Consider the following 21,895-nt stretch of genomic DNA (forward strand, 5'->3'; position numbering starts at 1 on the left):
CTGCACGACACATTGCAAGGAGCTGTTCATGAGCGGAAAACCCGCTGCCCGCGTCACCGACCCCACCGCCTGTCCATTGCCAGGACACGGCACCAACCCGATCGTCAGCGGCTCGCCGAACGTGAATTTCGACGGTCTGGCGGCTGCACGCATGACCGACAAGTCCGCATGCGGCAGCGCGATCAGTGGCGCTGTATCCGGCACCGTGTTCATCAATGGCCTGAACGCGGCGACGCTGGACAGCACCGGTGGCCACGGTAATGTCGTCATCGGCGGTTCAGGCACGGTGATCATTGGCGACACCGTAGTCTTGGCGCCTTTCAGTGGTCTGCTGCCGATGCCGGTGCACTTCACCGACAAGTTGAAACTGGTCAACGATGTGACCGGTGAACCGATGCCCGATCACCCCTACATGATCCAGCGCGCCGACGGGCGCATGGAGCACGGCGTGTCTGATGCCGCCGGATTTACCCATGAGGTCAGTTCGCACCTGCCTGAAACCATCAAGCTGTTTCTGGAGGAGTGAGGCAATGACGGCTGAGACGGTAACGTGCGCGAAGGGCAACACTTACAAGCTGCATAAGGAACATGTGCTGACCGACAAGAAGGATGTCAGTGCCAAGCCTGTGCCGGTGGAAAGTACCAAGGCGATTGTGCTTTTTATTGGTGGGGCTGGGTTAAGGAGAGTTATTACTTTTCTGGGCCTTATGGAAACATTTTGGCCGCCCGGGCTGCATTTGATAAACGCAATGAGTCGCTGAGCGCCAAAGGTAGATATCGCTCAGAGTGGCTGGGTTATAACGAAGTCAGAGGGAAGCAAGACATCCAGCGATATGTTCTTAGCCTGATTCCGTACAAGAGTTGCCCTATATACATCGTCGGACATAGCCTGGGTGGATGGAACGGTGCGCATCTGACGAAACTCATGTCGGATTGGGGATACAGAATGCAGATGCTGATTACTTTGGATCCGGTTGGCGAAGGTGCTCTTGTCTGGATCGGCTCAGACATATATCGCCAGCGACCTGACCCAGTCGCTGTCGAATGGATCAACATCAAAGCGACACCTACCAATAGAAATTCATCAGATGGTGTAGCTGACTTTGGTGAGAAGTGGATTGTTTCTTGTGGGCCTTCTTTGAACGTAAACGTCGATACCAGTCATGCAAATGCGCTAGAGCTGTTTGACGCGCCTATTTCCGGTGGCAATTCGGCGAGCGATTTGTTGTTGGCTTCGATCATGAAGGAGTTTTCTTGATGTCCAGATTGATCATCTGTGTATTGCTCATTGTTTGCTCCGGATGTGCTAAAGACCATTCAAAGCCTTCAGCGAACTTGAGTTTCGTGTCCGTGAAACGAGAGAGGACGCTTTTATATGACATCCGATACCAATCGGATGTGGATGTCCTGAACCTGTTTGATAAAGGACAGGGAAAAGGGATGATTGCAGGTTTTCTGACGTGTGCGTTGGGGGACGATCATGATTTCTCCATTGAGAAAGCGATGCAGTTTTCCGCGGTAGGTTTGATTGAGTCTGATGGGGAACCGCTAAACGGAGGGAAATTTTCTTATCTCACCAGCGCGTTTCTCGTTGAAACCTCCAGCAGCCGTAGTTCAGAACGTCACCTGTCTACAACGGAGCTAAACAACCTTCTCTCCAACAAAAGCCAGATTCCCTGCAAACTATTTGTCACTGCCTTTGGCTACAAAACCTACTTTTCAAACACCATGAACATCCCCACCGCCGACCTGCTCCGCGAAATCAACAAACCCGAATAAGGATCCCCGGGGGGGTCAGGCAAATCCCCCCGCATTCACCCCCAACTCCCCACGCAAAAACTCCACCAACCCCCGCTGCAACCCGCTCAAAACCCCTTCACGACTAACCAGCGCCAGTTCCGTCGGCGCCAGCTCCGGCAAATCCGCACACACCTCATGCTCCGGCAAAACCGCCGAAACCGGGAGCACCGAAACCCCCAGCCCGGACGCCACCGCCGCTTGAATCCCGGTCAGGCTATGACTGCCGAACGCCACCCGCCACGGTCGTTGCGCCACGTCGAGCAGGCGGATCGCCCGTTGTCGATACAGGCAACCCTGAGGAAACAGCGCTAGCGGCAGCACGCCCCTGGAGGTATCGAACCCGGGGCTTTTGACCCACACCAGTCGCTCCGGCCAGGTCGCCCATGCCGGGCCGCTGTCGGGTTCGCGTTTGATCAGGGCGATGTCGATGTCGCCGGCATCGAGGCGTTGGCGCAGGTCGAGGCTCATGCCACTGATGGTTTCCAGGCGCGCTTGCGGCTGGCTGCGGGTGAAGCCGGCGAGGATCAGCGCCATGCGCCGCGCATCGAAGTCTTCCGGCATGCCGATGCGCAGCACTTCCAGGTCGACATCGCTGGCCAGTGCTTGGCTGGCTTCAGCGGACAGCGCCAGCAATCGACGCGCGTAGTGGATCAGCAATTCGCCGTGCTCGGTGACGGCAACGTTCAATCCGCTGCGGTCACGCAACAGCAGCGGGTGGCCGACCAGATCTTCGAGTTTGCGCACCTGCTGGCTGACCGTTGATTGCGTGCGGTGCACACGCTCGGCGGCGCGGGTGAAGCTGCCTTCGTCGACCACACAGACGAAGGTTTTCAGCAGTTCCAGATCCAGCATGGCAACGATCCTGATAGTGGTTTTGCGAATGACGATCGCGTGTTTATTTAATTTCACACTATCACCGTGCGCTCATAAGCTGAAGTCCTGACTCTGGAGGAATCGACCCATGACCATGAACAACACGCCACGCCCGCAATGGCTGACCTTCGATTGCTACGGCACGCTGATTCAGTGGGACGAAGGACTGAAAGCCGTTGTCGAAAAAATCCTCGGCGTGAAGGGCGAGCACGCAATCGATGCCGATAAGCTGATTGAAGTCTACGACCGTCACGAGCACCGCCTCGAACAAACCCCGCCGCATCGTTCCTTCCGCGAATTGAGTACCCTCGGTCTGCAACTGGCTCTGGAAGAACTTGGCTTGCCGAGCTTGCCGGAAGACAGTCAACGCTTGGCGGCCGCCATCCCGAACATGCCGCCCTTTGCCGAAGTGCTCGACACCCTCGCGCAACTCAAGGCGATGGGTTTCAAGCTGTGCATTGTGTCCAACACCGACGACGACATCATCGCCGGCAACGTCGCGCAACTCGGTGGTCATATCGACCGGGTGATCACCGCGCAACAGGCCGGTGGCTACAAACCGGCGCCGCGGCTGTTCGACTACGCTCATCAGCAATTGGGCGTGACAAGGGGTGAAGTGGTGCACATCTGCGCCAGCCCCATGCTTGATCACACAGCGGCGCGGGACATGGGTTTTCGTTGCGTGTGGATCGATCGCGGCACGGGCCGCCAGCTGTTGCCGGACTATCGCCCCGACGCGATTCTGCCGAGCCTCGATCAAGTGCTGCCGCTGTTTAAATCTCTCGGCTGGACCTAAGGAGAACTGCCATGGCTCACACCTTGAGCGGCCCTGGCAAAGCCAGACCAACCGCAACGCTGAATCTGCAAACCGAGGCGATCAACACGGCTCGCAACGAACTCGCCGCGTGCTTTCAACTGGCGGCTGTGCATGGCCTGGAGGAGGGCATCTGCAATCACTTTTCGGCGATGCTGCCGGGGCATGATGATCTGTTTCTGGTCAATCCCTATGGCTACGCTTTCTCGGAAGTGACCGCGCAGAATCTGCTGGTCTGCGATTTCGCCGGCAACGTGGTCGCTGGCGAGGGCGAGCCCGAAGCCACGGCGTTCTACATCCACGCGCGCCTGCACAAACAGTTGCCACGGGTAAAAGTTGCGTTCCACACGCACATGCCGCACGCCACGGCGTTGTGCCTGCTGCAAGGCCCGCCGCTGCTGTGGCTGGGGCAGACCGCGCTGAAGTTCTACGGACGCACGGCGGTGGACGAGGATTACCACGGCCTCGCGCTGGACGCATCCGAAGGCGACCGCATCGCCAGCGTCATGGGCGACGCCGATATTCTTTTTCTGAAAAACCACGGTGTGATCGTTGCCGCGCCGACTATCGCCGAAGCCTGGGATGATCTGTATTACCTGGAACGCGCCGCGCAGGTTCAACTGCTGGCCATGGCCACCCAGCGCGAATTGAAACCGGTGCCGCATGCCATAGCGCAGCGCGCCAGCGAGCAAATGCGTGAAGGCGATGCGCAAAGTGCTCGCGCGCACCTGAGCAGCGCGATGCGGCGGCTGGCCCTGCACAACTGATTAACCGGAAAGAAGCAATCGCAAATAAATCGACGAAAAGCGATCATCCAAACTCGCGAGGCGCCGATAACTGGGCGGGAGGCGGGCGTTTGCTCCGTGCATCCCGGTGGGCTACGCTCACGAACACAAGGGTTTCGGGCTCGCGCCCCTGTCGTACCTGCCCAGGACATGCTTTTGCCAATCCCCATTCACGATCCGCATCAAGCCCCCGGCACGCTCAAGCGCCTGCCGCTACGCAAAGCGGCGGTGCTGTTCATCGTTGCGGTGAGCCTGTGCCTGTGCGGCTTGTTGTATCTGCAACTGGAGCAGTCGCGGCGGCAGGATCTGGCGGTGGCGAAGATGGCTTCGGGCAACCTGACCCGAGCCATGGCCCAGCAGGCCGAAGACACCGTGCGGGCAGCGGATCTGGTGATGACCAGCCTGGTCGACTGGATTCAGGATGACGGTTACGGAGCGGTGCAGCGTCCTCGATTACAAAGGATCTTCGCCCGCCGCGCGCAGCAGCTGGATCAGTTGCACGGCATCTTTCTGTTTGATCGCGAGGGGCAGTGGGTCATCACTTCGTTCGCCAATCTGCCCCGTGGCAAGGGCGTGGCCGATCGCGAATATTTCAAGTTCCATCAGCAGAATGCCTCGACCGTGGCGCACATCGGCCCGGCGATTCGCAGCCGTGAAAATGGCGAGTGGATCATCCCGATCTCCAGACGCGTCAACGACCAGGTTGGCAATTTTCAGGGCGTGCTGATGGCCGGCATCCGCATGTCGTACTTCGATCAGTTCTTCAAAAGTTTCAGCCTTGATGACAGCGGCATCATGTTCATGGCGTTGACCGACGGCACCTTGCTGGCGCGACGGCCTTTCGATGAGTCGCTGATCAATACCTCGGTAGCCCACGGCGAGATCTATCAAACCTTGTTGCCCAACGCTAACGCGGGCACGGCGATGCTCAATTCAGTGGTCGATGGCGTGACCCGCTTGTATGGCTATCGACAGCTCGCCTCGTATCCGCTGGTGGTCTCCGCCGCGACTTCGCAAGACACCATTCTGCAGGGCTGGCACGACCGCGCTTTCCAGTCCAGCGTGATTGTCGCGCTGGTGATTCTCGGGGTTGGCCTGTTCGGCTGGGTGTTCATCCATCAGGTGCGCGATGGTGAGCGCATCGAGAAAAACCTGCGCAAGGCGCAACTGGCGCTGGAGCAGATCGCCACCCACGACAGCCTTACCGGACTGGCTAATCGACGCTTGTTCGAGCGTTCGCTGGACATCGAATTTGCCCGTGGCGCGCGCCAGGTGAGTCCGGTCAGCCTGATCATGCTGGATATCGATTTCTTCAAGCGCTACAACGACGCTTACGGCCATGTCGCCGGCGATCAATGCCTGGCGCAAGTGGCGCAAGTGGTGAAGACCTGCTGCCAGCGCAAGTCGGATCTGGCGGTGCGTTACGGTGGTGAAGAGTTCGCGGTGCTGTTGCCGGACACCGATATCAATGGGGCACTGGCAATCGCCGGGCAGATACGCCGCAGCGTGATCGACAAGCACATCATTCACAGTGGCTCGCCGACCGGTTATCTCACCGTGAGCCTGGGCTGTTATTCATTTATTCCCCATGGCAATGACAGCCCGCAGGTGTTTATCCAGCGTGCAGATGCGGCGTTGTATCAGGCGAAAAATGCCGGGCGTAATCGGGCGGCGGTGTTTGCGCCGGAAGAAGGTTTTGCCGAGCTGATGCGTTCGGATCGCTGATTCTTTCAATTCACATAAATAGAAAGTGGGAGCGAGCCTGCTCGCGAAGAGGGCATGTCAGTCACGATATTTGTTGACTGATACACCACTTTCGCGAGCAGCCTCGCTCCCACAAGGGTCCTGATGTATTCAGGACTATCTGGGATGACTCTTGTTCGTTCAGCCGCCCGTGCCACCGCCCGCGCCACCTGTGCCGCCGCCGGCCGAACCGGTGCCGCCACCCGCGCCGGAACCGGAGCCGCTGGCGCCGCCATTGGTGCCCGTGCCGGTGCCCATGCTCGAACCAGTGCCCGTGCCCGTGCCGTTGTTGGTGCCGGAGCCGGTGCTGCCCGATGGCGAGCCCGGGGTGTTGTCTGGCGGCATGGTCGAGCTGGTGGGGCCGCCTGACTTGGTGCCCGTCGCGTCGGTGCTGTCATTGGCGGCGAAGCTGGCGGCAGATGCCGTGGCGAGCAGGCCGGCCAACAACAACGAAGTGAATTTGCGCGTCATCATGGTACGTCTCCTGATAAAGGGGATTACCTGATATTGGTCTCGCGCGCCCAAGCCTTGGTGCCGGTCGAGTGACGAGCGGTCAGTTGCCGCGCTGAGTGGCCTACCGTTCTTCTGCAATATTGGCTATTTGCCGAACCACCCCCGGGTACTAACGTAGCCACACATTCAATCGCTACCCCGGAGCCCACCATGCAACCTCGTGCCGATTTCTACACCGCTTCCCCTGATGCCCTGAAAGCGATGATGGCGCTGGAAAATGCCGTCTCGAAACTGCCGCTGGAAAAGAGCCTGATCGAACTGGTCAAGCTGCGCGCTTCGCAGATCAACGGCTGCGCCTTCTGCATCGACATGCACACCGCCGACGCCATCAAGGATGGCGAAACCCCGCGTCGCCTGTTCGCCGTGACGGCATGGCGCGAAGCGCCGTTCTTCAGCGAGCGCGAACGTGCCGCGCTGCTGTGGACCGAATCCCTGACGCAACTGAGCCTGACCCACGCACCCGACGAAGACTATGACGTGGTGGCTGCGCAATTCTCGCCGAAGGAACTGGTTGACCTGACCGTGGCAATCAACACCATCAATGGCTGGAATCGCCTGGCGGTGGGCTTCCGCAAACTGCCGCAGGCTTAAGTCCAACGCACATCCCCTGTAGGAGTGAGCCTGCTCGCGATAGCAGTATGTCAGTCACCATGTTTGCTACCTGACACACCGCTATCGCGAGCAGGCTCACTCCTACAAGGGAATCTTCAATGTGCTTGTGAAGTCGGCGCGGCCGGTGGTTGCACCTTGCGCATCAAGGGCACCATCGCCGTGGCGATGATGAAGCAGACCATGATCATCAGAAACGTATCGCCATAGGTCTGCGTCTGCGCCTCGCGATACGTCACCAGCCACAACTGGCGCAGGCTGGCAGTGACGCCGACATCGCCGCTCTGGCCGAGATGGGCGAAGTTGCCGCCGACCTGCGACAGCCACTGATTCATCGCCTCATTGCTGCTGTTCAAATGCTCGGCCAACCGGGTGAAATGCAGGTTGGTGCGGTCATTGAGAATCGTCGCGCAGGCCGCGATGCCAATCGCACCGCCGAGGTTGCGCATCAGGTTGAACAACCCTGACGCGTGCTTGAGTCGCGCCGGTGCCAGTCCACCCAACGTCAACGTCACCGCGGGCGGCACCGCCAGTTGCTGGGCAATCCCGCGTAGCGCTTGCGGCAGCATCAATTCCCCGGCGCCCCAGTCGTGGGTGATCGGGCTGAACTCCCACATCGACAAGGCAAACAGGCCCAGGCCGAGCATCATGATCCAGCGCAGATCGATGCGATTGGCCAGAAAGGCATACAGCGGAATCGCCAGAATCTGGAACACCCCGGTGGAGAAAACCGCCATACCAATGTCCAGCGCGCTGTAGCCGCGCACGCGTCCGAGAAACAGCGGCGTCAGGTAGATCGTCGCGAACAGGCCGATGCCGGTGACGAAGGAAAAGAAGCAGCCGAGGGCGAAATTGCGGTCTTTCAAGGCGCGCAGATCGACGATCGGATTGGCTACATGCAGCGTACGGCCAATGAAGGCCAGCCCGGCCAGGCCGCTGATCCACGCGGTGATGAGGATCGTCTGGTCGCTGAACCAGTTCCAGCGCGGGCCTTCTTCGAGGGTGTATTCCAGGCAACCGAGGAACAGCGCGAGAAAGACCATGCTCAGGTAGTCCGCACCCTTGAGCAGCGACAGTTCCGGCTGATCGATCCTGACCAGCATCGGCACCGCCACGGCGACGAAAATCCCCGGCACCAGATTGATATAGAACAGCCAGTGCCAAGAAGAAATGTCAGTAATCCAGCCACCGATCACCGGCCCCAGCGTCGGTGCCAGCGAAGCCACCGCGCCGATGGTCGCGGCGGCAATCACCCGTTGCTTGCCAGTGAAGAAAAAGAACGCGGTGGTAAACACCAGCGGAATCATCGAGCCGCCGAGAAAGCCTTGCAATGCGCGGAAGGCGATCATGCTCTGGATGTTCCAGGCCAGGCCGCAGAGCAGACTGGCGAGGGTGAAACCGACTGCCGAGGCGCAGAACAGCCAGCGCGTGGAAAACACCCGCGACAACCAGCCCGACAACGGAATCACGATGATTTCGGCGATCAGGTAGCTGGTCTGCACCCACGCAGTTTCGTCGGTGCCGGCGGACAGGCCTCCGCCGATATCGCGCAGCGACGCCGAGACGATCTGGATATCCAGCAGGGCGATGAACATGCCGATGCACATGGTGGCGAAGGCAAACACCTTGGTCGCAGTGCTCATGTCTGCCGCATTGAACGGTTGCGCAGGAGCGGCGAGGCGGGTGCTCATGGCGCGACAGCCACGGCGGGGGTTTGCGGCTCGGCGCGGGTGTCGACTTCAGCGGTCACCGACAGACCCGGGCGCAGGTGACCGAGCACACCATCGGCCGGATCAAGGACGATTCTGACCGGCACGCGCTGAACGATTTTAGTGAAGTTGCCGGTGGCGTTTTCCGGCGGCAACACGCTGAACAGTGAGCCGGTCGCCGGGGCGAGGCTGTCGAGATGGCCGTGGAATTCCTGCCCGGACAGCACGTCGGCGCGGATGCTCACGCGTTGCCCGGGTTTCATCCGCGCCAGTTGATCTTCCTTGAAATTGGCATCGACCCACAGACCGCTGGCCGGCACCACCGACAGTTGTTGCGAACCGGCCTGGGCATAGGCGCCGACCCTGGCGCGGCGATTGCCGATCACCCCATCGACCGGCGCGCGCAGTTCGGTGTAACCGAGGTTCAACTCGGCCAGATCACGTTCAGCGCGGGCCTGCTGCAGGGCGGCGCGGGCTTGTTGTTTTTGGGTTTCGATCACCGCCAGTTGCCGTTGCGCGGCGAGCAGTTCGGCCTGCGCTCGGGCGCTCAGGGCTTGCGCGGTCTTGAACGTGGCGTCAGCGCGCTGCGCACTTTCCACCGACACTGCGTTGCTGCTCACCAGACGTTTGTAGCGTGTGTTGTCATCCCGTGACCGCGCCGTTTCCGCGCTTGCTGCGTCGATACCGGCGCGGGCCTGACCGATCACCGCGTGCTGCAATTGCTCGGTGGCGTCGAGGTTGGCCAGCAGCGCTTGTTCCGCCGCCACAGCGCCTTCGGCCTTGGCCAGATTGGCGCGATAGTCCCGGGCATCGAGGCGGATCAACACATCGCCGGCCTTGACCGACTGGTTGTCGCCCACCAGCACCTCTTCGATGTAACCGGCCACTTTCGGCCCGATCACTGTGACGTTGCCACCGATGTAGGCATCGTCGGTCTCCTCCAGAAAGCGTCCGGCGCCCCACCAGTGCAAGGCGTACATGCCCGCCAGGATCAACACCAGCAAAACGCTGCCGGCGATCAACAGGCGTTTGAACAGGGGAGGCCGGGTCTTGACCGGAACAGAATCGGGGGAGGGCATGCTGGTCATGGCGTCAGTACCTGAGGAAACGGTTCGTTATTACGGCTGTAATATGACGCGAGTAATATTTCGTGGCAAATTATTTCTGCGGTCGATCGTCAGTTGCTTACTTGAGCCACTGGCCCGGTGTGCTGCCGGTCATTGATTTGAAAAAGGCGATGAACGCGCTGTCGCTGGCAAACCCCAACTGAAAAGCGCAGTAACTCAGGCTTCGCCCGGTGGCAAGCAGTTCGATCGCGCGCATCAAGCGCCACTGCTGACGCCATTGCTGATAACTCATGCCGGTCTCGCGCTGGAAGATCCGCCCGATCGTGCGGCTGCTGGCGCCGATCTGCTGGTCCAGCACATGCAGCGCGGGTGGCAGGCGTTCGGGCATCGCCAGCAGCGGTGCAATTCGTTTGTCCCAAGGCAATGGCAACAGCATCGGTTGCTGCGCCGCGTCATTGATTTCACTCAGGCACAGCCCGAGCAAGTGGGCGAATTTGCCTGTTCGCCAGTCAGTGTCGAACGCCGCCGTCGCCATGGGTTCGAGCACCGCGCGCAGCAAGGGGCTGACTTCAATGACGCAGACCTCATGCGGCAACTCATGGCATAAGTCATCGACCAGGTAGATCGAACGATAATCGACGCTCTGCTGCATCACCGCGCGATGGCTGATGCCAGCCGGAATCCATGCTGCCCGCGACGGCGGCAACAGGCACAACTGCTGCGCCAGGGTGATCCGGATGCAGCCCTGCCGGGTGTACAGCAATTGCCCGCGCCGATGCTGATGCATACCGGAATCGTGTTCATCCAGGGTCGAGGCGAGGCCGATGACCGGGGCGGCAAAACTGTCTGCATCAAACGTCGAATGGGCATCGAGCCAGGCCATGGGGTTGTCCGATTTCAGCGATAAATTGGCGGGGTCTGGATAATACGCCAACGGTTGGTTCTTAAACTTCTCTGCTTTCGTAGAGGAGTCGTGAGGGATGAATAACCGAAGTTTTCTGGCGCTGGCGATCGGGTTGCTGACGTTCCCGCAAATCGCGCAAACGCTGTACAGCCCGGCCTTGGCTGACATGGGGCAAGCGTTTGCTGTCGGTCCGCAAGCGGCCGCGCAGTCCCTGTCGGTATTTTTTCTGGCGTTTGCGTTCGGCGTAGTTACGTGGGGCCGCGCGTGTGATCGCTTCGGACGGCGTCCGGTGATGCTGGCGGGACTGGCGCTTTATGCCGTAGCCATGCTGGTCGGCCTGGGGGTCAGCAGTTTCAACGCTTTGCTGTTGGTTCAAGGGCTGGCAGCGTTTGGCGCGGCGGTGGCTTCGGTGGTCACGCAAACCGTATTGCGTGATCGCTTCAAGGGTGCCGAACTGGCGCAGGTGTTCTCGCTGGTGGGCATCGCACTGGCCGCAAGCCCGGCGATTGGATTGTTCAGCGGTGCCAGTCTGGTGCAGGTGTTCGGGTATCGCGGTGTGCTCGGCGCGTTGGTGCTGCTCGCGGCCTGTTTGTGGCTGTGGAGTTGGTACGGCCTGGCGGAGTCGCGGCCGGAACAGACGCCGGACATCCGTCTTTCCGAAACCCTCTGGCTCATGCTGCGCGACCTCGGGATCTGGCGCTCAGCGTTGTGGGTTGCGTCATTCAACGTCGCGCTGTTCAGTTACTACAGCCTCGCGCCATTCATGTTCCAGCGCTTGGGCATGAGCGAGGAGTGGTTCGGCTACAGCGGCGTGTTGCTCGCGCTGGGTTCGGGTCTTGGCGCGTGGTTCAACAAGCGTCTGTTGCTGGCCGGGTACGCGGCGATGCAATTGATCCGGCTCGCAGCGGTGTGCGGACTGGCCGGTGGCATTGGCGTCTGGTTACTGCAGGACAGCGCCGCGTTCCTGCTGCCAATGCTGTTGATCGTGCAGGCATTCGGCATGGCCATTCCCAACGTTCTGGGCCTGGCGCTGGTGGATTACGCCGATCGGCTGGGCACCGCCGGGGCGTTGCTGGGGTTGATGTATTACTTGCTGATAGGCGCGGGACTGATGCTTGCCGGTTGGTTTCAGGCGTTGGGCGCAGCGCTGATCGTGTGCAATGGTGTGGCGTTGTTGCTGAGCGCGTTTGCATGCAAAGGAATGAATTGCCGGGCTTAATAGGAAGCATTACTATTCACGCCCCTTTCCTCACCACGCCGTCCATCCCCCATGCGCTCCCGCAGATCCGGCTTTTTCGAGCATTACGAAGAGTTGATCGGCACCTGGACTCGGCGCCTGCGCAATCGCGCGCAGGCCGAGGATCTGGCGCACGATACCTTTGTGCGGGTGCTCGAGGCGGATTCGGCGGCGGTGCAGCAGCCTCGCGCGTATCTGCACCAGACCGCGCGCAATATCGCGGTCGATGGTTACCGGCGTGAGGACCGGCGGGGCGCCATGGAGTCGGAGACGGTCGATGACAGTGCGTCATCAGCGGGCGACCCGGAGCACTACATGCACGCGATCCAGTTGGCCGATTCCATCGAACGCGCGCTCACCGAGCTGCCGCTCAACTGTCGCAAGATCTTTGTCTGGCAGAAAATCGAAGGCCTGACGCAGGCAGAAATTGCCGAGCGCCTCGGGCTGTCCAAGAACATGGTCGAAAAGTATATGATCCGCACCCTGCGCCATCTGCGCGAGCGGCTGGATGGGTTGCAGTCATGAGCGCTCGCACCTTTTCATTTTCGCCCGGACAGGACATTCCATGATGGAGATTCGTGATTGCGCCTGTGGGCAAACCGCGGTGCGGGATGAGGCGGCGGGCTGGTTCGTGCGCTTGCAGGAGCCGGATGTCAGCGTCGAACAACAGCAGCGCTTCGACGCCTGGCTGAACGAGCATCCGCAACACCGCGAAGAATTCCAACTGCTGCAAGGATTGTGGACGGCGGCTGATTGGCTGCCGACGTCGCGTCTGCAAGCGCTTGTTGAAACTGCGCCAGCTCGCCGCGAACGACGTCCGTTGTTGCGTTATGCCGCGGCCGCGAGTGTCCTGGCCGTTGCGCTGGGACTTGGCCTGTTCAGTGGACTGAACCATCCGGGCGGTTACCGCGTCGAGGTCGCCACGGCGCAGGGCGAGCGCAAACATGTGGCGTTGCCGGATGGCTCGGTGATTGATCTGAACAGTCGCAGCCGCTTGCAGGTGCGTTACGAGCAGGATCGACGGGTGATCGAACTGAGCGCAGGCGAGGCGATGTTCAGCGTTGCACATGACCCCTCGCGGCCGTTTGTCGTCGAGGCCGGTAGCGGCAAGGTCACGGTCACCGGTACACGTTTCGATGTGCGCCGCGAGGCCACGCAAACCCGTGTGGCGGTGGAGCAGGGCACGGTGAAAGTGCAGGGAAGTCATGCGCGGGACAACGAGTTCATCAACCTGAGCGCAGGCCTCGGCACTTCGGTCGATGCGCAAGGCAAAGTCCTGCCGGCATACCCGGTCAACCCGGCGGAACTGACTGCATGGCGCCACGGCAAACTGGTGTTCAACAACGCCAGCCTCAGCGAAGTGGCGGCAGAAGTATCACGCTATCGCGACAAGCCGCTCACCGTCACTCAGCCGAACGTGGCCAGCCTGCGCCTGACCAGCGTGTTCAAATCCGACGACACCGAGGCCTTGCTCAAAGCCTTGCCGAGCATCCTGCCGGTGACCGTGCGCACCCTCGCCGATGGCAGTCAGGAAATAATTTCCCGATAGCATTCAGGTTTTTTCCCCGTTCAGCGTCTTCCTGTTCAACTGCAACTGGTTTGCATTAACAGCCGCACACTCTTGCGATCCACAGGACTCCGTACGACGTGAACATCATCACAACCAACAATAAAAAATCCCCTTGGTTGCCACTCGCGCTGGCGCTCGCGGTCAACTCGGCGATGCCGTTGGCGTTTGCCGCCGAAGCGATTCATATCCGCGCGCAGCCGCTGGGCCAGGCCTTGAGCGAGCTGGGCCAGCAGACCTCGCTGCAGGTGTTTTTCAGCCCTGAGCTGGTGGCTGGCAAACAGGCGCCAGCGGTCGACGGCGACCTCTCGGCGGAGCAGGCGCTGCGCCAGTTGTTGCAGGGCAGCGGCCTCGATTATCAGATCAACGATGGCTCGGTGACGCTCGCACCGGCCGCCACTTCGGCTGCCAGCAGTGGCCCGCTGGAGCTCGGCGTGACCGACATCAAAGTGGTCGGCGACTGGCTCGGTGACGCCGATGCGGCGGTGGTGCAGAACCATCCCGGCGCACGTACGGTGATTCGCCGCGAAGCGATGGTCGAGCAGGGTGCGATGAACGTCAGCGACGTGCTCAAGCGCGTGCCCGGCGTGCAGGTACAGGACTCCAACGGCACCGGCGGCAGCGATATTTCCCTCAACGTTGGCGTGCGCGGTCTGACTTCGCGTCTGTCGCCACGCTCGACCGTGCTGATCGACGGCGTGCCGGCGGCGTTTGCCCCGTACGGCCAGCCGCAACTGTCGATGGCGCCAATCTCCTCGGGCAATCTCGACAGCATCGACGTGGTGCGGGGTGCCGGTTCCGTGCGTTACGGGCCGCAGAACGTCGGCGGCGTAATCAACTTCGTGACTCGTGCGATTCCGGAAAAAACCACCGGTGAAATCGGCACCACCCTCGAGACCACGCAGTACGGCGGCTGGAAACACATCGACACGGCGTTCCTCGGCGGCACCGCCGACAACGGCATGGGCGTCGCACTGTTGTACTCCGGCGTCAACGGCCACGGCTATCGCGAACGCAACAACGGCAATGACATCGACGACGTGCTGCTCAAGACGCATTGGGCGCCCACCGATCAGGATGATTTCAGTCTCAATTTTCACTACTACGACGCCAGCGCCGACATGCCCGGCGGCCTGACCCAGCGTCAGTACGACGACAAGCCGTACCAATCGGTGCGTGACTACGATCAGTTCAGTGGCCGGCGCAAAGACGTGTCGTTCAAGTGGATTCGCCAGATCGATGAGCGCACTCAGGCGGAGATCCTCACCTATTACACCGACAGCTTTCGCGGCAGTACCATCGCCGCGCGCGATCAGCGCACCCTCAGCTCGTACCCGCGTTCCTATTACACCCTCGGCATCGAGCCGCGCGTGTCGCGGGTGTTCGATGTCGGCCCGACCACCCAGGAAGTCAGCGTTGGTTATCGCTATCTGAAAGAAGCAATGCACGAAGAATCGAGCCGTCTGGCGCTGGTCAACAACCAGCCGGTGGTCACACCGACCTCCGACGGCCATGTGTTCCAGGATCGCACCGGTGGCACCGAGGCCAACTCGGTGTATGTCGACAACAAGATCGACGTCGGCAACTGGACCATCACCCCGGGCATCCGCTTCGAACACATCAGTACCGACTGGCATGACCGCGCCGTGCTCGACACGGCCGGCCGGCCGGTCCCGGAAAAAAACCGCAGCATCGAAAGCAACGAACCGCTGCCGGCGCTGAGCGTGATGTATCACCTGTCGGACGCCTGGAAGCTGTTCGCCAATTACGAGACCTCGTTCGGCAGCCTGCAGTATTTCCAGCTCGGCCAGGGCGGTTCGGGTGACAGCACCGCCAACGGTCTGGAGCCGGAAAAGGCCAAGACCTACGAGATCGGCACGCGCTACAACGATGATGTCTGGGGCGGCGAAGTGACGCTGTTCTACATCGACTTCGACGACGAGCTGCAATACATCAGCAACGACGTTGGCTGGACCAACCTCGGCGCCACCAAGCACCAGGGCATCGAAGCGTCCGTGCACTACGACATGGCGGCACTCGACCCGCGCCTCGATGGCCTGACCGCCAATGCCGGCTTCACCTACACCCGCGCCACCTATGAAGGCGAGATTCCCGGCTTCAAGGGCCGCGATCTGCCGTTCTATTCGCGGCAGGTGGCCACGGTCGGGTTGCGTTACGACATCAATCGCTGGACCTGGAACATCGACGGCTTCGCCCAATCGAAACAACGTTCGCCGGGCACCGGTGTGAATGCCGATGGCAGCTTCAACGGCAACTACATCACCGAAGGCACAGCGGACGGGCAGTATGGCGACATTCCGGGTTACGTGACCTGGAACGTGCGCGGCGGCTATGACTTCGGCCCGCAGGTGTCGAATCTCAAGCTCGGCGCCGGGGTGAAAAACGTCTTCGACAAGCAGTACTTCACCCGCTCCAGCGACAACAACTCGGGGATGTATGTCGGCGCGCCGCGCACGTTCTTCGTGCAGGCCAGCGTCGGTTTTTAAAACACAAGATCAAAAGATCGCAGCCTTCGGCAGCTCCTACAGGATGTTCGCCGATCCCCTGTAGGAGCTGCCGAAGGCTGCGATCTTTTGCTTTAGACCTTCAGGACTTTCCCGCCGATCGCCACAGCGACCAGCAACACCGCCATCAGTCCAAAGGCAAAACTCAGGCTGCTGGCATGGGCGACAAAACCGATCACCGCCGGCCCGGCGAGAATCCCTGCGTAACCGAGCGTGGTAATCGCCGGCACCGCGATGCTTTCCGGCATCACCGTCTGCTTGCCCACTGCCGTATACAGCACGGGAACGATGTTCGAGCAACCGGCGCCGACCAACGCGTAACCGACCAGCGCCGCTTGCCAGCTCGGCGCGAAGGTGGCGAGAAACAACCCCGCCGCCGCCAGCAGCCCGCCGAACAGAATGATCCGCGTGGCACCCAGCTTGCGCACGATGCGGTCACCCAGCAGACGTCCGACGGTCATGGTCAGGGCGAACGCTGCGTAACCCATTCCAGCGTACGCCGTGTCGATTCCGCGTTCCTGGGCGAGGAACACGGCGCTCCAGTCCAGCGCCGCGCCTTCGGTGAGGAACACGATGAAGCACATGCCGCCGATAAACAGCACGATGCCGTGGGGAATGGCGAAGGCCGGGCCGGAGCTTTCACTGCCGTAGGGCAACATGTGCGGCACGCACTTGAGCAAGGCGCCGATCAGCAAAACCACCACCACCAGCATCGCCGCCAGCGGCGTCAGGCCGAGGCCGAGCAATGCGCTGACGCCCGCAGCACCGACAATGCCGCCGAGGCTGAACAAGCCGTGGAAGCCCGACATCATGTGCTTGCCGCTGGCGCGCTCGACGATCACGGCTTGCAGGTTCACCGTCGAATCCACCGTGCCGAGGCCGGCACCGAACATGAACAGCGTGGCGATCAGCGCCGGGATCGACGATACCGTCGCCAGCAAAGGCAGCGCCGCGCAGATCAGCAACGTGCCGCCGGTGGCCACACGCCGGCAGCCGAAGCGCGTCGCGAGAATTCCCGCCAGCGGCATCGCCAGAATCGAACCGACGCCCAGGCACAACAGCAATAACCCCAGCGTGCCCTCATCCAGCCCGGCCCGCGCCTTGGCATACGGCACCAGCGGCGCCCACGCGGCGATGCCGAGGCCGGCGATGAAAAAAGCGACGCGCGTGGACATCTGTTCCAGGCGTCCGGGGACGAACGTGTCTTGGGGGTTGAGGCTGGTCATATCGATCCTTGGCAAAAAAACAACTGCATCCCGAGTGACATTCTGACGGCGTTGAGGTTCGATCTCAGGCCTTCGGGGCATAACGGTGAACATCCTACCCTGTAGGAGTGAGCCTGCTCGCGATAGCGGTGTGTCAGTCGACAATTTTTTAACGGACACACCGCTATCGCGAGCAGGCTCACTCCTACCGGGGATTGCGGTTTACAGTTGGATTTTCGCCAGCATGGAATACGGGACCAAGGCATGACGAGCTTCTTCGACGCACGCGGCAATATCTACGCCGTGGTTTCGCCCCAAGCCTTGCGCGAGGCCGGGATTGCTTTGCCGGTCAGCGCCGCCGAATGCGCCACGTCTCGGCAGCAATGGAGCAAAGCCGCCATCGCCCTGTGCTGCCATTGGCCCGAAGGCCTGCGCCCGGCCAACAGCAAACCGCACCGCAGTGATGGTCTGCTGATCGGCCCTTATCAGACGTCTGCACCGTTCGATGTGCTGATTGTGAACACAGACGGCAGCCTCGCTGAGCGCAGCGGCAACGGCCTGACGATTTTTTCTGAGGCGCTGACCGAGCAAGGCCTGATGCCGGCGCAGGGTGCAGTGTTGCGCGTTCATCATGACAAGGGCGAGGCGCTGGAAACCTCGGTGAAACCGGCCGAGGTCGAAGGCGTGCGCGGTTTCTGGCTTGATCTCGGTCAGCCCGGATTCGGCGCGCAAGCCGTGGGGGCGCAGTCAGTTGAGAGCGTTCACTTCAATCACCGTGACGTCAGTCATGTCCGGCCCCTGGCACAACTCGATCCCGACTGGACCCACAGCCAGTTCGTGCGCATCGGCAATCCGCACTGCGTAACGCTGCTCAGCGATGCGGCCGCGTTGCCGGGCAACCAACAGATGCGTGAATCGCCCCTGAACGAACGGCTGACCGCTATCGCCTATGCCATGCCCACCGGTGCCGGCAATCCCTGTCCGGCGGGCGTCAATCTGCAATGGGCTGCGCTGGCGTCACCGCAGCAAATTCTTGCCCGGGTGTTCGAGCGCGGCGAGGGGCCGACCGCGTCATCCGGCACCAGTGCCAGCGCAGTGGCGTGTGCGGCGTGGCGGGTGGGTTGGGTTGAGGCGGGGGAAGTGCAAGTGATCATGCCTGGCGGCACTGCACCGGTTTTGCTTGAGGTTTCAGAAGGGGAGTTGCTGCGCGTCAGATTGTTTGGCACGGCGCGGTTGATCGCTTGATTCGGCCACTAGCGATGCTCTTGTAGGAGTGAGCCTGCTCGCGATGGCGGTGTGTCAGCCACATTTCCATCGACTGAAAGAACGCTATCGCGAGCAGGCTCACTCCTACAGGGTTTGTGGCAAATGGAATATTTGCATTTGACTCAGCGCAATTCTCAGCTGAACTCCACCACCGGCATCTGCCGCTTCATCAACACCTTGCCGCCACGAATCGAATACAGCGGCAGACCCTGGCTGCGGATCACCTCGTAATCGCTGTCCGCCGACAGAATCAGCAGGTTCGCCGGGCGGCCCTGTTCCAGGCCGTAACGCTCGCCCAGGTGCATGGCTTTGGCGCTGTTGTCGGTGACCAGGTCCAGCGCGCTTTGCAGGTTGCGATAACCGAGCATGTGGCAGATGTGCAGACCCGCTTCAAGCACGCGCAGGATGTTGCCGTTGCCCAGCGGGTACCACGGATCGACGATGGAATCCTGGCCGAAACACACGTTCATCCCGGCTTCGAGCAGTTCGTTGACGCGGGTGACGCCGCGGCGTTTCGGGAAATTGTCGAAACGTCCCTGCAGGTGGATGCTTTCGGTCGGGCAGGAAACAAAACTGATCCCGGAATGGCCGAGCAGGCGGAACAGTTTGGCGCAGTAGGCGTTGTCGTAAGAGCCCATCGCCGTGGTGTGGCTGGCGGTGACGCGGGCGCCCATGTCGCGGCTGCGCGCTTCTTCGGCGAGCACTTCAAGGAAGCGCGAATGCGGGTCGTCGGTCTCGTCGCAATGCACGTCGACCAGGCAACCGGTGCGCTCGGCCAGGTCCATCAGAAACTTCACCGAGCTGACGCCCTGATCGCGGGTGTATTCGAAATGCGGAATGCCCCCGACCACATCGGCACCCATGCGGATCGCTTCTTCCATTAGCTCGCGACCGTTGCGGAACGACTCGATGCCTTCTTGCGGGAACGCGACGATTTGTAGGTCGATCAGGTGGCGGCTTTCCTCGCGCACTTCGAGCATGGCTTTGAGCGCAGTGAGTTGCGGGTCAGTGACGTCGACGTGGGTGCGCACATGCTGGATGCCGTGGGCGGCCAGCGCCTGAATGGTCTTCTTGGCGCGGGTCTTGGTGTCTTCTTCGGTAATGGTGACTTTGCGCTCGCCCCAGCACTCGATGCCTTCGAACAGCGTGCCGCTCATGTTCCAGCGCGGCTCGCCGGCGGTAAGGGTGGCGTCGAGGTGAATGTGCGGCTCGACGAAGGGCGGCACCACCAGATTGCCGCCGGCATCGAGGTCATCCGGGCCGAGGGTCGGCGCTTCGGTCTGGCGGGCGATGCTGTGGATCAGGCCGTCTTCGAGGTGCAATTCGTGCAGGCCTTCCTGGTTGCGCAGGCGGGCGTTGATGATGTGCATCAGGCGAATCCTTTTTATAGGTCTTGTAGTGGTGCGCTGAGGCGATGGGCGCCGAGCACACCGGTGACGATGACATACGTTAGCGCGGCAGCGGCGATCCCTACCAGCGGCGCGACCCATGGCGAGCTGAACGCAGCGACGGTGCCCACCCCATAGGCCCCGAGCCCCGGCCAGTTGAACGCCGGCAACCGTGCGTCGGCCAGACGCGGATAGTGCCCGCGCCAGCGGTAGAAGAAGTCAGCCATGATCACCCCGCCAATCGGCGGAATCACCGTGCCGAGCAGGATCAGGTACGGCACCAGCATGTCATACATGCCGAGGAGGGCGAGCAGGGTGCCAATCACCGCACCGCCGAGGGTTACGGTTTTGCGCCGCCCGGTACGCAGCAGGTTGCAGCCGGCCACGGCAAAGTTGTAGATGGTGTTGTCCTGCGTGCTCCAGATGTTCAGCAAGAGCATGGCCATCGCGGCCATGGCGAAGCCCTGCAACAGCAGCACTTCAACCACGTCCGGCTGCTGATAGACGATCGCGCCGTATGCGCCGATCAGCACCATCAGGCCGTTGCCGATGAAAAAGCCGATCAGACTGGCCAACACTGCCACCCGCGCCGAACGCGAAAATCGCGTCCAGTTGGTGGCTTGCGTAGCGCCGCTGACGAAGGTGCCGAACACCAGGGTGATCGCTGTCGACCAGTCCAGCGAGCCCGTCGGTATCACGCTGAGCAATCCCTCGAAACCGCCGACCTTCACCGTCGCTACCCACATCGACAGCATTAACAGCAACATCATCGCCGGCACCGCGATGTACGAGAGAATTTCCAGTCCGCGATAACCGATGTACGCCGTGGCGCAGAAGCCCAGACCGAACAACACCATCAGGCCGAGCACCGTGGCCTCATTCAGATCGAAGTACTTGCCGATCACCACCGCCGCCGTCGCCGTGCCCCAGGCGTACCAGCCGATCTGAGTGAAACCGAGGATCAGGTCGCTGAGCTTGCTGCCGACTTCGCCAAAACAGAACCGCCCCATCAGCACCGAATTGAGGCCGCTCTTGAAGGCGATGTAACCCAGGCCCGCGGCGTACAGACCGAGCAACAGGTTGCCGACAATGATCACCGCCATCATCTCGGCAAAACCGAACGCGACCCCCAGCTTGCCGCCGGCAAACATGGTCGCGGTGAAAAACGTGAAACCCAGTAACACCATCGCCGTCGAGGCCAGGCCTTTGCGCGCGTGCATCGGCACTTCACTGAGCGGGTAATCGTTGCCGGAGGCGTTCTGCGTCATGGGGCAGTCCTTGCTGGAAGGGGAAGACGCAGGAGGGTTGCAGCGGTCGTGCCAAACGCGGTCGGGCTGGGTATGTATAGACGACACGGCGAAGTCAGGCGCGAAAACGGTGCACCTGACCACACCGAAGCCCAATGTAGGAGCTGCCGAAGGCTGCGATCTTTTGATTTTGATTGTAAAAACCAAGATCAAAAGATCGCAGCCTTCGGCAGCTCCTACAGAGGTGTCTGTGTGGCTTATTCCCCGCGATAAATGCAGCCGCTGGTGCACGTCTCATGAATGCGGATCGCGCTGAGTTCCGGCAGCAACGGCTTCATCTCGTTCCAGATGAATTTGGCCAGCACTTCGCTGGTCGGGTTTTCCAGACCGGGAATGTCGTTCAGGTAGTTGTGGTCGAGGCGTTCGTACAGCGGCTTGAAGAACGCTTTGATCTCGGAGAAATCGCGAATCCAGCCAGTGTGCGGATCAAGGTCGCCGCTCAGGTGCAGCGCGACCTTGAACGAGTGACCGTGCAGGCGTCCGCACTTGTGGCCGTCGGGGACGTGGGGCAGGCGGTGGGCGGATTCGAAGGTAAACTCTTTGAAGATTTCCACGGTATTTTCGGCTCTGTTCAGATGGCGTT

At 61.1% G+C, this 21,895-nt stretch carries 22 protein-coding genes; 13 read left to right on the top strand and 9 right to left on the bottom strand.

Annotated elements, in window-relative coordinates:
* Nucleotides 1–28: 28 nt before the first annotated feature.
* The 4 genes from BLU71_RS04150 (at nucleotide 29) to BLU71_RS04160 (ending at nucleotide 1,779) form a co-directional block, all read left to right on the top strand.
* Nucleotides 29–526 carry a PAAR domain-containing protein gene (locus tag BLU71_RS04150; protein ID WP_042609080.1) on the top strand — a complete coding sequence of 166 codons (498 nt, stop codon included), beginning with the start codon at nucleotides 29–31 and terminating at the stop codon, nucleotides 524–526.
* Between the two features lie 4 nt (nucleotides 527–530).
* Nucleotides 531–761 carry a hypothetical protein gene (locus BLU71_RS27665; protein ID WP_231982466.1) on the top strand — a complete coding sequence of 77 codons (231 nt, stop codon included), beginning with the start codon at nucleotides 531–533 and terminating at the stop codon, nucleotides 759–761.
* Nucleotides 762–946: 185 nt separating this feature from the next.
* Nucleotides 947–1,258 (top strand): hypothetical protein, encoded by a 312-nt coding sequence (locus tag BLU71_RS27670; RefSeq protein ID WP_231982468.1) that lies wholly within the window; start codon nucleotides 947–949, stop codon nucleotides 1,256–1,258.
* On the top strand, nucleotides 1,258–1,779 hold the full coding sequence (locus BLU71_RS04160) for a hypothetical protein (RefSeq protein ID WP_042609082.1): 522 nt from the start codon (nucleotides 1,258–1,260) through the stop codon (nucleotides 1,777–1,779). Before BLU71_RS27670 ends, BLU71_RS04160 begins: the two co-directional genes overlap by 1 nt.
* Before the next feature lie 15 nt (nucleotides 1,780–1,794).
* On the opposite strand, the gene BLU71_RS04165 is transcribed toward BLU71_RS04160, so the two are convergent.
* Nucleotides 1,795–2,652 carry a LysR substrate-binding domain-containing protein gene (locus BLU71_RS04165; protein ID WP_083352382.1) on the bottom strand — a complete coding sequence of 286 codons (858 nt, stop codon included), beginning with the start codon at nucleotides 2,650–2,652 and terminating at the stop codon, nucleotides 1,795–1,797.
* Nucleotides 2,653–2,761: 109 nt separating this feature from the next.
* Between BLU71_RS04165 and BLU71_RS04170 the strand changes: the two genes are divergently transcribed.
* From BLU71_RS04170 to BLU71_RS04180, 3 genes are all read left to right on the top strand, one after another.
* Nucleotides 2,762–3,469, top strand: a complete 708-nt coding sequence (locus tag BLU71_RS04170; protein ID WP_083352383.1) for a haloacid dehalogenase type II — start codon at nucleotides 2,762–2,764, stop codon at nucleotides 3,467–3,469.
* 11 nt (nucleotides 3,470–3,480) lie between these two features.
* Complete coding sequence (locus BLU71_RS04175; protein WP_083352384.1) at nucleotides 3,481–4,254, top strand: aldolase; 774 nt, start codon at nucleotides 3,481–3,483, stop codon at nucleotides 4,252–4,254.
* Nucleotides 4,255–4,428: 174 nt separating this feature from the next.
* Entirely contained in the window at nucleotides 4,429–5,997 is a 1,569-nt protein-coding gene (locus BLU71_RS04180; RefSeq protein WP_042609391.1) for a sensor domain-containing diguanylate cyclase, read from the top strand.
* A 159-nt stretch (nucleotides 5,998–6,156) separates the two neighbouring features.
* Here the strand turns inward: BLU71_RS04180 and BLU71_RS04185 are convergent, their stop codons facing one another.
* Nucleotides 6,157–6,489, bottom strand: coding sequence for a hypothetical protein (locus tag BLU71_RS04185; RefSeq protein ID WP_042609086.1), 333 nt, complete (start codon nucleotides 6,487–6,489; stop codon nucleotides 6,157–6,159).
* A 189-nt stretch (nucleotides 6,490–6,678) separates the two neighbouring features.
* Between BLU71_RS04185 and BLU71_RS04190 the strand changes: the two genes are divergently transcribed.
* Nucleotides 6,679–7,119, top strand: coding sequence for a carboxymuconolactone decarboxylase family protein (locus tag BLU71_RS04190; RefSeq protein WP_042609087.1), 441 nt, complete (start codon nucleotides 6,679–6,681; stop codon nucleotides 7,117–7,119).
* A 116-nt stretch (nucleotides 7,120–7,235) separates the two neighbouring features.
* Here the strand turns inward: BLU71_RS04190 and BLU71_RS04195 are convergent, their stop codons facing one another.
* The 3 genes from BLU71_RS04195 to BLU71_RS04205 form a co-directional block, all read right to left on the bottom strand.
* Nucleotides 7,236–8,828 (bottom strand): DHA2 family efflux MFS transporter permease subunit, encoded by a 1,593-nt coding sequence (locus BLU71_RS04195; RefSeq protein ID WP_083352385.1) that lies wholly within the window; start codon nucleotides 8,826–8,828, stop codon nucleotides 7,236–7,238.
* Nucleotides 8,825–9,934 carry an HlyD family secretion protein gene (locus tag BLU71_RS04200; RefSeq protein ID WP_083352386.1) on the bottom strand — a complete coding sequence of 370 codons (1,110 nt, stop codon included), beginning with the start codon at nucleotides 9,932–9,934 and terminating at the stop codon, nucleotides 8,825–8,827. Before BLU71_RS04200 ends, BLU71_RS04195 begins: the two co-directional genes overlap by 4 nt.
* Before the next feature lie 97 nt (nucleotides 9,935–10,031).
* On the bottom strand, nucleotides 10,032–10,796 hold the full coding sequence (locus BLU71_RS04205; RefSeq protein ID WP_083352387.1) for an AraC family transcriptional regulator: 765 nt from the start codon (nucleotides 10,794–10,796) through the stop codon (nucleotides 10,032–10,034).
* A gap of 97 nt (nucleotides 10,797–10,893) precedes the next feature.
* Between BLU71_RS04205 and BLU71_RS04210 the strand changes: the two genes are divergently transcribed.
* The 4 genes from BLU71_RS04210 to BLU71_RS04225 all read left to right on the top strand — a co-directional run bounded on the left by BLU71_RS04210 (nucleotide 10,894) and on the right by BLU71_RS04225 (nucleotide 16,128).
* On the top strand, nucleotides 10,894–12,036 hold the full coding sequence (locus tag BLU71_RS04210) for an MFS transporter (RefSeq protein ID WP_083352388.1): 1,143 nt from the start codon (nucleotides 10,894–10,896) through the stop codon (nucleotides 12,034–12,036).
* Between the two features lie 51 nt (nucleotides 12,037–12,087).
* Nucleotides 12,088–12,579, top strand: coding sequence for a sigma-70 family RNA polymerase sigma factor (locus tag BLU71_RS04215; protein ID WP_083352389.1), 492 nt, complete (start codon nucleotides 12,088–12,090; stop codon nucleotides 12,577–12,579).
* Nucleotides 12,580–12,619: 40 nt separating this feature from the next.
* Complete coding sequence (locus BLU71_RS04220) at nucleotides 12,620–13,603, top strand: FecR family protein (protein ID WP_083352390.1); 984 nt, start codon at nucleotides 12,620–12,622, stop codon at nucleotides 13,601–13,603.
* Between the two features lie 98 nt (nucleotides 13,604–13,701).
* Nucleotides 13,702–16,128, top strand: coding sequence for a TonB-dependent siderophore receptor (locus BLU71_RS04225; RefSeq protein ID WP_083352391.1), 2,427 nt, complete (start codon nucleotides 13,702–13,704; stop codon nucleotides 16,126–16,128).
* A 92-nt stretch (nucleotides 16,129–16,220) separates the two neighbouring features.
* Here BLU71_RS04225 and BLU71_RS04230 read toward each other — a convergent pair whose 3' ends face one another.
* Complete coding sequence (locus tag BLU71_RS04230) at nucleotides 16,221–17,372, bottom strand: MFS transporter (RefSeq protein ID WP_042609095.1); 1,152 nt, start codon at nucleotides 17,370–17,372, stop codon at nucleotides 16,221–16,223.
* A gap of 243 nt (nucleotides 17,373–17,615) precedes the next feature.
* Here BLU71_RS04230 and BLU71_RS04235 point away from each other — a divergent pair, with 243 nt between their 5' ends.
* Nucleotides 17,616–18,596 carry a diaminopimelate epimerase gene (locus BLU71_RS04235; RefSeq protein ID WP_083352392.1) on the top strand — a complete coding sequence of 327 codons (981 nt, stop codon included), beginning with the start codon at nucleotides 17,616–17,618 and terminating at the stop codon, nucleotides 18,594–18,596.
* Between the two features lie 155 nt (nucleotides 18,597–18,751).
* Here BLU71_RS04235 and codA read toward each other — a convergent pair whose 3' ends face one another.
* The 3 genes from codA to queD all read right to left on the bottom strand — a co-directional run bounded on the left by codA (nucleotide 18,752) and on the right by queD (nucleotide 21,866).
* Nucleotides 18,752–19,987, bottom strand: coding sequence for a cytosine deaminase (gene codA, locus BLU71_RS04240; RefSeq protein ID WP_071172997.1), 1,236 nt, complete (start codon nucleotides 19,985–19,987; stop codon nucleotides 18,752–18,754).
* A 14-nt stretch (nucleotides 19,988–20,001) separates the two neighbouring features.
* A complete protein-coding gene (gene codB / locus BLU71_RS04245; protein WP_083352393.1) occupies nucleotides 20,002–21,273 on the bottom strand; it encodes a cytosine permease in 1,272 nt (423 codons plus the stop codon).
* Between the two features lie 236 nt (nucleotides 21,274–21,509).
* Nucleotides 21,510–21,866 (bottom strand): 6-carboxytetrahydropterin synthase QueD, encoded by a 357-nt coding sequence (gene queD / locus BLU71_RS04250; protein ID WP_042609100.1) that lies wholly within the window; start codon nucleotides 21,864–21,866, stop codon nucleotides 21,510–21,512.
* Nucleotides 21,867–21,895 lie beyond the last annotated feature (29 nt).

Origin of the sequence: Pseudomonas moraviensis (assembly GCF_900105805.1) — a bacterium.
In the GTDB taxonomy this organism is placed as follows: Bacteria; Pseudomonadota; Gammaproteobacteria; order Pseudomonadales; family Pseudomonadaceae; genus Aquipseudomonas; species Aquipseudomonas moraviensis_A.